Genomic DNA, 15,520 nt, shown 5'->3' with positions numbered 1-15,520 from the left:
TGCGAAGCAGGAACCCACCGAGGCCACCGGCGCCGGCTTGATGCCGGCACCGGCGCGGTAGGAATCCTCGTCCTTCAGGGCGAGGAGGATGTCAAGAAGCTGTGAATTGGCAGATTGTTTATGCCAAATGCAAAGAGCGCTTTGTCGATTTTGAGGAGTTGGCTCGGTCAGTTGCACGGTTGTGAGAATACGCGAACCTCGATACCCGCCTGCCCAGCGCGCCGGCATGGACTGCCACGTCAGCTTCGCCTCCTCGCAGTGACGGGGAAGCCTACAGTGAGGGGCCAATCCCCGCTGGTTGGGCAAGTGCGCGGCCATGCTAGGATTTGCCCATGCGCCTAACGCCAGAACAAGTCTCCTTGATCCGCACGGCCGTCCAGCAACTGGCGGGCGAGAATGCCAGGGTGCGACTGTTCGGATCCCGACTGGATGATAACGCCCGCGGGGGCGATGTGGACCTGCTGGTGGAACTGCCCGATCCGGTGGACAACCCCGCCATGCTCGCCGCGCAGCTCTCGGCACGCATCAGCCGAGCCCTCCGGGGCCGCAAGGTCGACGTGCTGCTGAGCGCCCCCAACCTGCAACGGCAAACCATCCATGACACGGCCAGGGAACAAGGAGTGTTGCTGTGACCCTCGACAAGGACCAAAAAGCCCGCCTGCAATTCCTAGCCCGCGTGGTCGAGCGCGAATCCCATCACCTGCAAATCACGGATAACCGACTATTCCCCCGCCCCTTCACCGTGGAAGATGCCAGAACGCTCGGCGAAAACATTGACCTGGCCGAACGGGTAGAGGCCTTCGTCAGCCGGTTCGGGCGGCTGCAGGATACCATCGGCGACAAGCTCCTCCCCGCTTACCTCAAGGCCGCTGGAGAGGCCCCCGGCCTTGCCGTGGACAACCTGGACCAGGCAGAACGCCAAGGGCTAATCGATTCAACCGAGCACTGGTTTGCCCTGAGGAAACTGCGCAACCAGATGGTCCACGAGTACATCGAAGACCCAAAGGTCTTGGCTGATGCCCTTAACAGTGGTCACGAGGCGGTGCCGACCCTGGTCACAACCGGTGAGAGACTGCTGCGGGATATCCGCCTGAGAGGCTGGGTATAGCGACAAACGCCCCACCCCGCTGGATGACGACGCCGATGCTATACATGTATAGCATCGGTTCGGAGGTCGTACCTATGCTGGCTTTACGCCTACCCGAAGATATCGAGAAACGCTTGGCGGCTCTGGCCAAGGCCACAGGCCGCAGCAAGAGCTTTTACGCGTGCGAGGCCATCATCCAGCACCTGGAAGACCTCGAAGACACCTACCTGGCAGAACAGCGCTTGATCGACCACCGCAAGGGAAGCGGAGAAACGGTCTCTATGGACGAAATGAGGCGCCGGCTTGAGTTGGACGATTGAGTTCGACAAACGCGTCGAGAAAGACCTCCGCGCGCTCGTCGTCCGCGTAGCCCACCGCAATGCCGTTTATCGCCAGCTGCGGAAGGCGGAACCCTAGCACCCGATGTGCTAATCGTGGCGCATGTATATTAGCTAAGAGCGTGAAAACCCCTCCGCTGAGCTTGATCACAGGACCCGAGCCCGGCCTCACACCGACTGAACAGACCTGGCAGCGTGTGATACACCGTCATCCGCACATCGCGCTGGCGATACTCTTTGGCTCCTGTGCCAGTGGCAGCCGAACGACCACTGACAGTATCAAGCAAGCCGCCAAGGCGATCACGCATCTCGGCCGCCGCCTTGCGCGAAAACGTGAGCAGCAACATCTCATCGGGCGGCACACCGTCGCCGACGCGATGGGCCGCTCGATGAATCACGCTGGTCGTCTTGCCGGACCCTGCGACCGCAAGGACCAGCAGTGGGCCGTGGGTATGGTCGCGTACCTGGGACTGTCGCTCATCCAACATCTTTGCCCTCCACCGTTTCCCACGGGAAACGCTCAACCGGCAGGCCGTGTAATACACCGTGTAATACACACCCCAACCATGAAATTTCCATTTAAGTCAGCGACTTGCAGGGTCCTCCGCGCCCCGTGTAATACACCGTGTATTACACGTTTGTTCCATAAGCGCCTAACTCTTTGACGCAGATGGATATTTCCTTTCCGCAATGTGTAATACACCGTGTATTACACCCCTCTCTGGAGTCGCTCTCGCCGGAGGACACCCCAGGCCCGTGTATTACACCGTGTATTACACGGCCTTGTCGGCGCCGCCGCTCACCCCGAGCATGGCTCATCTGACTGGTGATTTGTGCGGCCTCACCAAGCAAAGCTCCCTGATTGTCACCTTGTATCGCATAGCTTGACTCGCATGAGTTGTTTCGCAAAATTTGCCTAGAGAAGCAATGCCAGTCTGTTCGGGAAACACCCATAAGGAGTAGAGATGGCCGCCACACAACAGCGACCACAATTCGTGCACGTCGAAAGCTACAAGCGGGAGCGGGGCGACACCCACGCGGCATCCTCCATCATCGGAGAGGCACTCCGCATACCGGGGCATTGCCCTCATGTCGAGGATGCCAAGCCGCCAGAGGTTCACCCCGTCGATCCGCCCGTGGAGTCCCCACACGAGTTCAGGGACTGGCTCTACAGCACCATGGCCAAGTGCAGAGAGGCCAACGGCGCTTACCTCCGGCGCTCGGCCGTCGCTCTGCTAACCGTGATCGCCTCGATGCCGCGAGAGATCGCCACCCCGGAAAAAGTCTCGCAACTGCGCGATCTCACCGTGGGGTGGATCTATGACTTCTTCGGCGAGAAGGCGCGTGTGCCTTACGCGATCACGCACGACGACGAATCGCACCCACACGTTCACGTTTGGGTCATCCCCGCCAAGGAGGAGACCGACAACGAGAGATGGCCTCTGGGGAGCATTTTTCGCGGCCGAAAACGGGATCTGTACGAACTCCAGGACTCTTTTTACGAACTCGTCGGCCATCCCCTGGGGATGACCCGCAAAGGTGAGCAACCCCAGGGCATCCGGCTGACTAGACGCCAAGCCATCGCGCTCAGGCGCAATCCGAAGCTCGCGCAGGAAACCGAGCTGTATCAGGCCGGCTTCAAGGCCGGCGTCATCCAGGCGCTGTACGCCCAGTCCATTGCACCCGAGCGCCATCCCACGGATGTGGCCAAGGACTTCGTGCCAGAGCGCATGGCCGACCACCTCGGCCGCGCCATCACGCGGCGCGAGCGGCCCAAGGGCAGGGACTTCGGCCGGTGACTTCGGCCGCTGTCCCCTTAAACAGAGCTTGTCCCCTTATGTAGCGGTGTACCCGGAAAATGACACATAAGGGGACAGCACCCTGTCCCCTTATGTATGAAAGTACCCCTTAAACGCTATCTAAGGGGACAATCCTTGTCCCCTTATGTATCAAAGTACCCCTTAAATGCTATTTAGGGGGACAGCTTGGATCGCTCGATTTTTGTCCCCTTAACTAGCACTTTGCGGGTACTTCCATACATAAGGGGGATAATCCGACTTTGCGGGGCATCTCGCAAACGGGGGACACCCCGGGGCGGTACATCCAGCGCCGCGGCCATCAGACACCGGCCCACCTGGCTGAGCCAGCCATGGCTGCGTGAAATTAGTGCAAACGAGTGTCCAGAGTTTCAGGGGCTTTACAGCACCACCTAGCCCGAGCCCGGCAGCCTGTTGGATTGGACGGCCAGTGCTCCTGCTCAGACCCTTATGCCCAGCCTGCTGCGGGCGTAGTCTGCGATAGACTTGAAGGTATTGTGCAACTCGTCCGTGAAGGCGTAGGCCTTTTTCAGCGCTGGCAACATCTCTGACAGGTCGTCTATATACTCATGTACCAGCCGGTTGCGTAGTCGGCGCATCTCGAGCCAGGTGTCGCTGCTCGAGATAAAGTTAAGGCGTTCGGCACGGTTCAGGTTGTCGATGGCTGCCATGGGGATCTCACCAGCGGCAACGAGCAGTTGCGGGATCAGTTTATCGGTAACCGTATCCTGCATGCGCGAGAATCTGGAGCTGAATGCTTCCAGTCTATCGGCCCCTATATCGTCGGCGATAGTCGCTTCCAGCCAAGGCATGTCGATGATCGTGCCCTTAGGAATTAGCCGCCCCCTGACCGCGAGGAGGTGCGCGTCCTCCTTCTGAACGAGGTCCAAAAGCTGTGCAAGCCTGCGCAGTTCCGGCGAGGTGTCGTTCATAGCCGCTTCCCCGTTTCCATGGCCACTTCATGGATAGGGAGACGCGGCGCGGATGAGCGGTGAATAACGATGTCGATGCGTTGATCGCCAAGCCTGCGAATCAGTCGGCTGTAGAGGCGTAATTCTCTCTGCAGCGCCTCTTCCGGATCAACGTCCGCTTCAATCATGAGGTCGATATCCCCACCTCGGGCGTTGTCGTCCACGCGGGAGCCGAACAGCCAGACTTCCGCATCCGACCCTAGGATGCGGGCTACCTCTTCTTTGATGATTTTAATTTGCCGGTCGGTCAGGCGCATGGCTGTGCCGTATACCCAAGTCGAGCAAGGTGGGTGCAGGGAGCAGAATATTAAGCTGAGGATAACGAATCTAGCACTTGCCCGCCACGCCCCCGAGATTTCCCCCGCAGCTCAGTAGCAGACCCGTCGTTCATTCCAGGTGGGATGGGAGCCCTGACCCAGATCGCCGGCGGCATGTGCGCCGGCGGCCGCGTGGTCAACTCCCTGAAGGCCGTGCAGTAGCAGGTCAGGGTGAGGCCGCACGCAGACGCACAAGCGGGGCGTCGTCTGCATCGACCAACAGGTAAACATGGCCAGTAGCCGGTTCCACGGCGACATCGCGGACGCGCCATTCCTCATCGCGCAGCAGGCGCGCTTCATCGGTACCCCCCCACCGAGGCGGGAGAAGCGCCCAAGGTATTGGTGCGCCAGGTTGCCCATCAGCAGATCGCCGCGCCCCCAGTCAGGCAAGGTCTCCCACTGGTCGAAATTCTCGCCATCGTAGAACGCCATGCCGGAAGGCGGAAAGCCTTCTTGGCCATCGTCGTACTCACTGCCATCCCAGCAGAACACCGGATCCACGGTGTCCGGGTTCTCGTGTGGCAAGTCACCGATCGGTTCGCCGCTGTCGTACTCACGGCTGCAGGTTGCGATGGGCCAGCCGTAGTTGCCGCCCGCCTGGTCGATGATATTGATCTCATCGCCGTTCTTTTGGCCGTGCTCGTTCTGCCAGATCAGACCGGTGGCCGGATCCACCGCCATGCCCTGAGCGTTGCGGTGGCCGTAGGTGTAGATGGCATCGAAGGCGTCTGGATCGTCCACGAACGGGTTGTCTGCAGGGATCGACCCATCGCGATTGAGCCTCAGCGTTTTCCCCCAATGGCTCTCCAGGTCCTGCGCCGCATCGCGCTCGCGGCGGTCCCCCACTGTCACATACAGGTGCCAGTTGTCGTCGAAAACCAGCCGTGAACCGAAATGCCCGGTACTGCTGGAAAAGGGCGTGGCCACGTGCAGCAGCTCGAAATCTTCCAGCCGCGGCGCGGTGTCCCCCACCAGCCGGCCGCGACCGACGTGGGTGGCGTACTCGGTGCTATCCTCATTCGCGCCAGCCCAGGTGAGATAAACCCATTCCTGCCCCGGCCCGAAGTCCGGGTACAGTGCTACGTCAAGCAGCCCTCCCTGGCCCACCGCAGCCACTTCCGGCACGCCATCCACCTCGGTCATCTCACCGGTTTGTCGGTCAACCAACTGCAGGCGCCCCGGGCGCTCGGTAACCAGCAGAAGATTTTCATCACCCGGCAGGAACGCCATGCCCCATGGGTGTTCCAGGCCGTCCGCCACGGTTTCGACCTCTACGCCGTCCCTGACCTGTTGCCCGTCGTCTTCCGCCCCGTCGCCAGGGCTGCTGGACCCACCGCAGCCACCGGCCAGCAGTAGCGTGCCAAGCACCAGAAGAAATAGTGGGTAGCGACGGCGTCTGATCACGGCGTACCTCCGACATGACTGTCCCGGTCAGGCACTCGAGCGAATTCGTGCGCCTGCCCCAACCAAGCGTTCCTCGAGTTCGAGGGCAATGGCCTCGGCCGGGGGACACACGCAGACTCTCGCAACTTCGCATGCGGCCAACAAGTTGCAGCGCAGCACGATTCAATGATTTAATCCCGACGTTCGTTCATTCCGTGAACGACACAACCCGTCGCACACCCGCAAGGATGGCCGTGCCAACGCATGTCATCCTTGCGGTAGCGTGCCCGAATGCCGGGCTTGCTCGCCACACTCAACAACAAAAAAGCCCAATCCCCATGTCAAGCCAGGCCCAACATTGGCCAGCCAAAGCAGCGCTGAAAAGGGCGGCGCAGGCTATCCCCGCCCTGTCGACCCTGCTAACAAACGACCCGGGCCGACACGCTAAATACCAACGGGCGAGCGGCGGCCTTCTGCTGGACTTCAGTCGGCAACGAATCAACGATGATGTACTCAGCCTACTGACCCAGTGCGCCGTCGAGCGCTGTGTGCCGGCGCAACGCGAGGCCTTGGTCACCGGCGCACCAGTAAACTGCAGCGAGCAACGCCCTGCCCTGCACACCGCTTTGCGTTGGCCAGTCGACAAGGCGCCGCTATCAGGCACCGAATCAGCCTGCAGGTTTGCTCACCAGCAACAGGCGCGCATGGCACAGCTGGTAACCGCCCTGCAGCACGGCGAATGGCTGGGCGCCACCGGCAAGCCGATCACAGACATTATTCACATTGGCGTTGGCGGGTCTGACTTGGGTCCCCGCCTCGTCAGCGAAGCCTTGCAGGGATTTGCCACGCCTCAGGCAAACCCAATCAAGGCGCACTTTGTCTCAACCATAGATGGCACCCAACTCGGCCCACTGACTGCTCAGCTGGACCCTGCCAGCACACTTGTGGTCATCGCCTCGAAGTCCTTCGCCACAGCAGACACGCTCGCGAATGCTCGTTCTGCCCTCGGATGGATCAGCACCCAACTCAACATCCCGGAGCGCGAGATAATAGCGGCCCAAGTGGTCGGCGTTTCAGCACGCCCTGACCGCATGATTGAATGCGGCATCCCCACAGCCCATCAACTCCTACTTGGTGACTGCGTCGGCGGCCGCTTCTCTGTCTGGTCGCCCATAAGCCTTGTGGTGGCCGCTCAGCTGGGCATGCCCGTGTTTCAGCGATTGCTGCAGGGCGCGCACCAAATGGACTGCCATTTCCTGAACGCCCCATTGGCGGATAACCTGCCAGTGCTGGCCGGACTGCTTGCTGTCTGGAATGCGCAGTACCTAGGCATCCCGACCCACGCCGCGCTCCCTTACGATGGGCGTCTGGCATGCCTGCCCGCCTATCTACAGCAGTTGGAGATGGAATCCAACGGGAAAACGCAGGATGCGCACAAGACACCGCTGGACCACGCCACATGCCCCATTGTCTGGGGAGACGTGGGTTCTAATGGCCAACATGCCTTCTATCAACTGCTCCACCAGGGCAGCCATACCGTCAGTGCCGACCTGATGGTTGCCGTCGCGCCACAGCGCGGCGACACCGACTCACTGACACCCCAGACACAAGAGCAACACCAGTTAACCCAAGCCCACTGCCTTGCCCAAGCACGACTTCTGACATTGGGCGACGCCGCCGTCGGCAGTTCCGATGCCAGCAAAGTACCCGGCTATCGCGGCAATCAGCCCTGCAACTTGTTGGTGTTGGACGCGCTTACGCCGGAGATCCTCGGCCAACTCCTTGCCTTATACGAGCACAAAGTCTTCGTAAAGGCCGCACTATGGGGCCTGAACCCGTTTGACCAACCCGGCGTGGAATTCGGGAAAACCCTGGCAACCGAATATTTTCAGGCGCTTGCGCCCGGGGGCAACACACCACCCGGGCTGGATGAGTGCACGGCTGGAACACTTGAAACACTTCGCTCGCCAAACCTCCACAACAGCTCCCCACGCTGGTAATTCCTCCCGGTAAACTCCGAGCGGGGAGTTTAACCATAGTGCGAAAACGCCATTGGGGAGAGCAGCAGAAGAAATACCTGATCATAAGAATCTGAACCGCTGCACCCTACTTAATGCACATAAACCACCTGTGAGGCAGAAGGTATCCGATAGGCACCGATTGAGAGAAAACCACAGTTGAACTTTTCCGTCGAGGATAAGTAGGCTACGCCCCCTTAAATTGAACCGGAGGGCGACGCTGGATCCGGAGAACGCCCGACTGAAAAGCTCTGCACGAAGTTCTGTTCGACAACGAACCGCTAACGTCCACCCTCAAAGGAAAGTGTTAATGATCCCACAGGCCAAACCTAAAAGCGTTACATCTCAGGCATCCACCCTTTTTCCCCGCCGCCTCGTTCGCCTAGTAGACGTCGCCTCGTCAGTTAGTACTAATTATGCGATGCTCGTCCCTAAAAAAGGGCCTTTGCGCCATTTCTAAATAAACGTTATCAATGACGGCTTTTTGTCTAGTGCAGTCAGATTATTAAATACTTACACAAGCACCGAACCGGTGGACAAGCCATTCCAAGGATTAACGACATCCATTACCCCAGAAAAGGCCAGCTCATTTCCGGGCAAAATCCGGGGCAAAAAATACCAATCAGCGCTTAACCACTGATGCCAGGCCAATCAGGCAAACCGACACAGCGCGTATTTACTCAAAGCTTTTGCGAGCCAATGCGACACTACTACCCAATAAAGCTTACAACATGACCCGCGACGAGATTCAACTCATTATCTTGCATTTACTAAAGCAGAACCCAAACTTAAGTCAACGCGACCTCGCAGGTGAACTGGGTATATCGTTGGGCCGCGCCCACTACTGCCTTCGCGCGCTCATCGAAAAGGGCTGGGTCAAGGCTATAAACTTCAGCCGCAGCCCAACCAAACGAAGGTATTTATATCAGCTTACACCAAGCGGACTCAGCGAGAAGGCACACAGAACCCGAAAGTTCCTCGCCAAAAAGCGAGCAGACTATGAAGCTCTACGAGAAGAAATCAAGACACTCGAAAGAGAAATCGAGAACGGTGAACTTTTACCCAAGCAGGACAAACCTTAAGCCGCCCCTAATTAATCACCTTTGGTAAGTTTACAGAACTCCGTATAGCCTTGCTTCCCAACGCTCAAGGCCCAACCTAAAAACGAGCGAAAGCCCAATGCCTTTCCGCGTTTTATTAACGACCACAACTCCTCACCCCCCTTTCTCTCAATGAACTTGCTCGATCAAACGAAGCAATTTGCAGCGTGGTTTACGCGCCTTAACAAAGCCTGCTTGACTAATCAGCCAGCTTGGTTTCTAATCTCCGTTTTTTCAACCGTTGTCTCTGATACTGCCAAATTACTTGCGTTTATTCTGCCCCTAAAGGTAGTTTTACTTGCGGGCTCAGAAGGAGTCCCACGCTATTTCGAATTCTTTATCGATTCCGCTTTCAAAGACAACTGGATACTTGGTCTATCCATCGCCGCAATCTTGTGTTACATATTACACCTCGGGCTAGACACCCTTGTTGAACGAATGGCTCACGCAGGCGGACACTCCGTGGCCTCTAGTGCAAACAAACTGGCTCTGGTTCGGGGCCAAGAAGAAATCGCAAAGAAATATTTCTCCAGAGTCACCTCCTTATCTGCCAGCACGATATTCCTATTTCTCGCACTGAGCGGGATCGCCGTAATGAGGCCCGATTTAATTACCCCTCTAGGATTTGTTTCACTTTTATTATTTTGCATAACGACAGGTTGGCTTGCCCTGGAGCGAGACCGCCAACCCACTTGGATTCAACGCAACACAAAGCTTTATAGCAGCATAATAACTTCTTCGATATTCCTAGCCGGCTTCCTCTTTATTGTTTATCCTTATACTCTCGGGACAGGCCCCAATATACTATTCTCCTTGGTTGCAATAGTATTGCTGAAGCGCGGTACAAAAACACTCAACAAGATCATCATCGGAAGCGTAGGCTTGACCGCCGACCGCCCTTTCATTGACCCCCTGATGTTTCGAAGTGGAAAAATCCCCTCCACAAAAGACGTTCCAGCCGAATCCGCCTTACGCGACTTGTTTCAAAAACGTCAACGAGAGACTAATGTCCGTGAACACCTGCCCGAACAATACGATGACTACAGCTTAGACGTCCGGTGGGATGATAACCGGCTTCGCGGTATCTATTCCCTACGGATCATCGCTACACCCCCTTGTCTTGAGGAAAAGCCGCAACTCCTACGAGGGCACATTTTTAGCCCGCAACGTCGCCACCTAATGGAGCGCGAAGATTACCTTTTTCAGCACGTGCCCAGAGATGCCTTACTCGCAGCAAGTCCAGTAACCTCTTTCCAGGTTGAAGATTTCACCTGCCATATCATTGACTATGAAACTGGAAAGCGTTACTCCCCTCGCCGATGGAATAAAGCCGCAATCGGGATATTGGGCCAACTCTGGTCTGTCGAACCACCCAAGGCGCTCATAAAGGCCTACAAGCTCAGCCACCCAATGCTATGGCATCGATTGACTACCTCGCTAATCAATCGGACGCGAATTGCGGCGGAGACAGTCAACGAGGAGCAAACTCTGGACCAGTTTTTAAACGACCTAGAAGCCACATACGAGAAGCTCCTAAATATGCCTTTATACTTGGACAATAGCGACCTGCATCGGGGTAACGTCGTCCAGCGCACACTACACAATGCGCAGTGTACGATACTATTCTGGGGCCGCTGGTCCGTGGAACCCATTGGATATTGCCTGCCTAGGCAGTACGCTCGCGAAGAGTTAGGGCTTGCGTTGGAGCACGCAAAGCAAACGCGACGACGGATACCCGATTCATTTTCGATGAACGACCTATTATGGGTTAACAGTTTAGCAGCGATCGAGAAAGCTATAAACCGTGAAAATTACCGGGCCGCACTAAAACAAATTATTTCACTTTACAACCCGACCCCTACTTAACCCAATGCAGAAAAAACAAATGAAGACCATAGGTTATACCACCGGCGTTTACGATCTGTTTCATATAGGACACCTCAATCTTCTTAAAAGAGCAAAACTCGAGTGCGACTATCTTATAGTCGGTGTAACCACGGATGAGCTAAGCGAATCAAGAAAAGGAAAGAGACCAATAATACCCTTTGTTGAACGCATGGAGATTGTAGAGCACATAAGGTTCGTAGACGAGGTGGTACCACAAACCAGCATGGACAAAATGGAAGCCTGGCGCAACCTACAGTTTCATAAAATGTTTGTAGGCGATGACTGGAAAGGGACTGAAAAGTGGAATCGTCTCGAAAGGGACTTCGACAAGGTTGGTGTTGAAATAGTATATTTCCCTTATACAAAACACACATCCAGCACCAAACTAAGGGCTTTAATTGACAAGCTAATGAAAAGCCGGGAATGTAAAACTTGACAATGCAAGGGCACCCAAGGTCGGGACACCCTTATTTTAAGCAGCAGTAGCTGCTGCATAGAACACCCTTTTAATCTAAATCACCTTGCCAAAAAAACGAGACAAGCCTTACAACGCCCCAAGGTAACCCGGCCATGATGCGCAAACTAAGGCCTTGCAATATAGTTGTCAACGCAGGTCGTTTCCAAATTTACTTAATTTTATAGGTTTGACTAAATTCTTCAGGCCTAATTATAGGAAAGTACAATCACTTGAATGAGCATCATGCTGTTGAGAATGCGGCCAGGCATATATTCCAGCTGCAGGCGATAAAAGCAGTGCGCAGCCGACGCGTAATGGCGATGCGACAGGAACGCTTCCGGATCCACCAAACACACGGTGGTCAAATACTTGCCGCCCTCCAAATGGAGCGGCCGGAGGCCTTTTACTCGAAGCGTAGGTTTAATCCGGCCAGGCAAGCTCACAGAGGACGAGGTGGGTTGGCTTGCGCGGGCGGTGGGCAACGTGGCCCCGCAACCGCTTATGTAGCCCAATGAGCCGTGGACGACGCTGTCTTTGACCCGCGATATGCTTCGGAGCATCCATGCAAGTCGCTGAGCCTTCCCCCCGGTTCTACGACTGCAACCGGCTACGTTCGGCACCGGCGCTTCGTGCGCCGCCAGGAATCGAGACGCTGCTTGCATGATTTTGTTTTATTTTCATCGAGCGAGGTCAGTGCGGCCACTCTTCCAGCAGCTACAATGTCAGCGCGCTGCATCACAACCTTATGTTAGTAAAGGTCGTTCCGCGACAGGGAGATAAGGCCTTGAAACCCAACAACCGGGAGGCCACATTGAGATTATTAGTCACTGGTGGGGCAGGCTTTATCGGCTCTGCTCTAGTGCGCAACATTATAAAAAACACTAGCGACAGCGTCGTCAATGTAGATAAATTGACCTACGCAGGTAACCAGGATAACCTGGTGATGGTCGCTAACTCCCCCCGATATTCTTTCGAGCAGGTCGACATTTGCGACCGAGATGCCCTTGAAAAAGTCTTCTATAGATATAAACCGGACGCCGTAATGCATCTCGCCGCTGAAAGCCATGTGGATCGCTCAATCGAGGGCCCCGCAGCATTCGTCAATACTAACGTGATGGGTACATATACCCTGCTGGAAGTCGCTCGCTCCTACTGGAGTAGCCTCGAAGGGGAGCATCGCACCAACTTTCGTTTCCTCCATATCTCCACGGATGAAGTATATGGGGATTTACCACACCCTGCGGACTCACCTAACGCCCATGAACATTTGTTTAAAGAAACAACCCCTTATGCTCCGAGTAGCCCCTATTCGGCTAGCAAGGCCAGCGCCGACCACCTTGTGCGGGCGTGGCACCGTACCTATGGCCTGCCCACCCTGGTCACAAACTGCTCTAACAATTATGGGCCGTACCACTTCCCTGAAAAGCTAGTGCCACATGTTATTTTGAGTGCTCTACACGGAAGGCCTGTCCCAGTGTATGGGCGCGGTGACCAGATTCGCGACTGGCTTTACGTATCAGATCACGCCAAAGCACTCTGCACCGTACTCAAGCATGGACGTGTTGGGGAAACCTACAACATAGGCGGGCACAATGAGAAGCAGAACATCGAGGTCGTCAAGACGATATGCCAACTATTGCAAACGTTATGCCCTCCAGATGCTAACCTCGGCGCGCATTCTATCAGGCATTATTCGGATTTAATTACACATGTCACCGACCGGCCCGGCCACGATCGCCGGTATGCCATAGATGCATCAAAAATAGACCGCGAGCTCGGGTGGACGCCGGAAGAAACCTTTGAATCCGGGATGCGGAAAACTGTCGTCTGGTATCTTGAGAACCAAAATTGGTGGAAAAGGGTGCTTAACGGCGAATACCAGCTCGGCCGACTTGGCGCAAACACGTAGGAACGGGGGCACAATGAAGGGAATTATACTGGCAGGCGGAAGAGGCAGCAGACTTTACCCAGTAACCAAGGGTATATCTAAACAACTTCTGCCAATATATGACAAGCCCATGATTTATTATCCTTTGTCTGTCCTAATGCTAGCAGGCATCAGGGATATCCTTGTGATTTCTACGCCCGATGATTTGCCCAGCTTCCGGAGGCTACTGGGCAGGGGCGACGAGTTTGGGATTCACTTAACATACGCGGAGCAGCCGAGTCCGGATGGCTTAGCGCAGGCCTTCATAATTGGCGAAGAGTTTATTGGCACCGATCCTGTTTGTCTTGTATTGGGCGATAACATATTCCACGGCCAGGGCTTTTCCTCGAAACTTAAGCATGCTGCCGAGCGCGCCCATGGGGCGTCGGTGTTTGCGTATCAGGTCAAAGATCCAGAACGCTTTGGAGTGGTGGCATTTGACGAAGAAAAGCGTGCGATTTCGATTGAGGAGAAGCCAAAAGAACCGAGCTCCCACTACGCGGTAACAGGTCTTTATTTTTACGACAACGATGTCGTCCGAATAGCGAAAAACATAACTCCATCACCTCGGGGGGAGCTCGAAATAACTTGCGTCAACAAGGCATACCTCGAGCGTGGCAACCTTAATGTGGAGGTTCTTGGCAGAGGGTTCGCCTGGCTTGACACTGGAACTCATGACACGCTCCACGAGGCCAGCAGTTTTGTTCAAACCGTTGAGCATCGGCAAGGTTACAAGATTGCGTGCCTAGAAGAAATTGCTTGGCGCAACGGATGGCTTACAACGGATGAGCTAAAAAGGGTCGGGAACACTCTTTCTAGTAATGGGTATGGCGAATATTTGCTCGACCTGGTGAATGAGTCATGAGAACACCGGTTATCCCAGTGACAAAGCCCTTTCTCCCCCGCCGGGAAATGTTGGAGCGATATATTGACGGGATCTACGAGCGGGCCTGGCTAACGAACAATGGCCCCTTGGTACAAAAGCTTACTGAGCGCTTAAAACACTATCTAGGAGTTGAGAACCTACTTCTAGTAGCCAATGGAACGCTAGCACTTCAGATTGCATATAAAACGCTAGGCTTAACCTCCACTGTTAATGGCCCTCCGCCCCAGGCCATAACCACGCCGTTCACGTTCATGGCAACTACCAGTTCCCTTAAGTGGGAAGGAATTGATCCAGTTTTTGTTGACATTGATCGGGAGACTTGGAATTTAGATCCCGCTGGGATTGCAAGCGTAATAACAAAGCGTACGAAAGCGATTGTGCCGGTCCATGTTTTTGGGAACCCTTGCAATGTAGAGGAAATACACAATATTGCGAGAAAGCACAACCTTAAAGTTATTTACGATGCTGCCCATTCTTTTGGCACCACATACCGAGGGGAATGCGTATTAAACTGGGGCGATGCAGCAACATTAAGCTTCCATGCCACAAAGGTATTTCACACCATTGAGGGTGGAGCCGTAGTCTTTAAACGTGCGCAAGATCTCGAATATGCTCGCAAACTGATTAACTTCGGGCTTCCTGAAGGAGAACGACGTGAACAGGCTGGAATCAATGCCAAAATGAACGAGTTTCAAGCGGCCATGGGACTATGTGTACTTGATGAAATGGAATCTAACCTACTTGCTAGGAAGACAGCCTGGGAGATCTATAATGAAAAGCTTCGCGATTACGTCACTTTCCAAAGCTGGGCAAATGGCGCGAGCAACAACTATGCCTATTTTCCAGTCTTACTCGAGAGTAGGACAAAAACGGAAGAAGTTGAAGAATTCATGAATCAAAAGGGGATCTTCCCACGCAGATACTTTCATCCCTCACTAGACACCGTTTTTAGTAATTCGCGCTCTAGCTACTGCCCCACTTCACAAGACATCGCGAACCGAGTTCTTTGCCTGCCACTCTACGCATCCGCTCCCGCGGAAAAGGTCGTCTCCGCATTGAGAGAAAGCATCTGTAAGCTTGAGCCGGGAAGCTCGCGTGGTTATGAATGAGATTCTTCGTGAGTACAATCATGCCGTGCGCCAGATTCAGCTGCTTCTTTTAAATATTTAGAGATGGCCTGAACTGGTTCCGTTTTTCGGGATAATTTTAAGCATGCTTCCAGGTACGCATTGTTCACCTATCAGGTACTCAGTTCTAGACTTTCCCAAAAGGCCCCCTGGACCGTCTGCACGCATCATTACAATCGCCCGCGAGTTACTAAGTAACTAGCAG

Annotated in this window: 15 protein-coding genes; 11 read left to right on the top strand and 4 right to left on the bottom strand. The window is 55.0% G+C overall.

The annotated features are described in order from the left end of the window. The first annotated feature begins 332 nt into the window (after window positions 1-332). The 3 genes from DFR31_RS11255 to relB all read left to right on the top strand — a co-directional run bounded on the left by DFR31_RS11255 (window position 333) and on the right by relB (window position 1,407). The gene (locus DFR31_RS11255) at window positions 333-632 is read left to right on the top strand and encodes a nucleotidyltransferase domain-containing protein (protein WP_121442778.1); all 300 of its coding nucleotides are present in this window, start codon (window positions 333-335) and stop codon (window positions 630-632) included. Then, a complete protein-coding gene (locus DFR31_RS11250; RefSeq protein WP_121442777.1) occupies window positions 629-1,108 on the top strand; it encodes a hypothetical protein in 480 nt (159 codons plus the stop codon). Before DFR31_RS11255 ends, DFR31_RS11250 begins: the two co-directional genes overlap by 4 nt. Before the next feature lie 74 nt (window positions 1,109-1,182). After that, entirely contained in the window at window positions 1,183-1,407 is a 225-nt protein-coding gene (relB, locus tag DFR31_RS11245; RefSeq protein WP_121442794.1) for a type II toxin-antitoxin system RelB family antitoxin, read from the top strand. A 128-nt stretch (window positions 1,408-1,535) separates the two neighbouring features. Here the strand turns inward: relB and DFR31_RS11240 are convergent, their stop codons facing one another. Continuing rightward, complete coding sequence (locus DFR31_RS11240; protein ID WP_121442776.1) at window positions 1,536-1,913, bottom strand: UvrD-helicase domain-containing protein; 378 nt, start codon at window positions 1,911-1,913, stop codon at window positions 1,536-1,538. A gap of 477 nt (window positions 1,914-2,390) precedes the next feature. On the opposite strand from DFR31_RS11240, the gene DFR31_RS11235 reads away from it, so the two are divergent. After that, a complete protein-coding gene (locus DFR31_RS11235; protein ID WP_121442775.1) occupies window positions 2,391-3,224 on the top strand; it encodes a plasmid recombination protein in 834 nt (277 codons plus the stop codon). A gap of 458 nt (window positions 3,225-3,682) precedes the next feature. Here the strand turns inward: DFR31_RS11235 and DFR31_RS11230 are convergent, their stop codons facing one another. The 3 genes from DFR31_RS11230 to DFR31_RS11220 form a co-directional block, all read right to left on the bottom strand. Beyond that, on the bottom strand, window positions 3,683-4,174 hold the full coding sequence (locus DFR31_RS11230) for a hypothetical protein (RefSeq protein ID WP_121442774.1): 492 nt from the start codon (window positions 4,172-4,174) through the stop codon (window positions 3,683-3,685). Next, on the bottom strand, window positions 4,171-4,470 hold the full coding sequence (locus DFR31_RS11225) for a nucleotidyltransferase domain-containing protein (RefSeq protein ID WP_121442773.1): 300 nt from the start codon (window positions 4,468-4,470) through the stop codon (window positions 4,171-4,173). The genes DFR31_RS11230 and DFR31_RS11225 overlap by 4 nt, the downstream gene beginning before the upstream one ends. A 111-nt stretch (window positions 4,471-4,581) precedes the next feature. Next, complete coding sequence (locus DFR31_RS11220; RefSeq protein WP_211328296.1) at window positions 4,582-5,934, bottom strand: PQQ-dependent sugar dehydrogenase; 1,353 nt, start codon at window positions 5,932-5,934, stop codon at window positions 4,582-4,584. Between the two features lie 317 nt (window positions 5,935-6,251). Here DFR31_RS11220 and pgi point away from each other — a divergent pair, with 317 nt between their 5' ends. The 7 genes from pgi (at window position 6,252) to DFR31_RS11190 (ending at window position 15,297) form a co-directional block, all read left to right on the top strand. Continuing rightward, the gene (gene pgi / locus DFR31_RS11215; protein WP_170153675.1) at window positions 6,252-7,913 is read left to right on the top strand and encodes a glucose-6-phosphate isomerase; all 1,662 of its coding nucleotides are present in this window, start codon (window positions 6,252-6,254) and stop codon (window positions 7,911-7,913) included. Window positions 7,914-8,662: 749 nt separating this feature from the next. Further along, entirely contained in the window at window positions 8,663-9,013 is a 351-nt protein-coding gene (locus DFR31_RS11210) for a MarR family EPS-associated transcriptional regulator (RefSeq protein ID WP_121442771.1), read from the top strand. 150 nt (window positions 9,014-9,163) lie between these two features. Further along, window positions 9,164-10,897, top strand: a complete 1,734-nt coding sequence (locus tag DFR31_RS13815) for a hypothetical protein (protein WP_147436977.1) — start codon at window positions 9,164-9,166, stop codon at window positions 10,895-10,897. A gap of 19 nt (window positions 10,898-10,916) precedes the next feature. Further along, entirely contained in the window at window positions 10,917-11,354 is a 438-nt protein-coding gene (locus tag DFR31_RS11205; RefSeq protein ID WP_121442770.1) for an FAD synthase family protein, read from the top strand. 832 nt (window positions 11,355-12,186) lie between these two features. After that, window positions 12,187-13,284 (top strand): dTDP-glucose 4,6-dehydratase, encoded by a 1,098-nt coding sequence (rfbB, locus tag DFR31_RS11200; RefSeq protein WP_121442769.1) that lies wholly within the window; start codon window positions 12,187-12,189, stop codon window positions 13,282-13,284. Between the two features lie 13 nt (window positions 13,285-13,297). Then, window positions 13,298-14,167: a glucose-1-phosphate thymidylyltransferase RfbA gene (rfbA, locus tag DFR31_RS11195; protein ID WP_121442768.1), complete on the top strand. Its 870-nt coding sequence runs from the start codon at window positions 13,298-13,300 to the stop codon at window positions 14,165-14,167. Then, window positions 14,164-15,297, top strand: coding sequence for a DegT/DnrJ/EryC1/StrS family aminotransferase (locus DFR31_RS11190; protein WP_121442767.1), 1,134 nt, complete (start codon window positions 14,164-14,166; stop codon window positions 15,295-15,297). Before rfbA ends, DFR31_RS11190 begins: the two co-directional genes overlap by 4 nt. The last annotated feature ends 223 nt before the right edge of the window (window positions 15,298-15,520 follow it).

The sequence above is a fragment of the Alkalispirillum mobile genome (assembly GCF_003664325.1).
Classification (GTDB): Bacteria; Pseudomonadota; Gammaproteobacteria; order Nitrococcales; family Halorhodospiraceae; genus Alkalilimnicola; species Alkalilimnicola mobilis.
The sequence above is the reverse complement of the archived record's forward strand: the minus strand, read 5'-3'. Positions and strand labels throughout refer to the sequence as shown.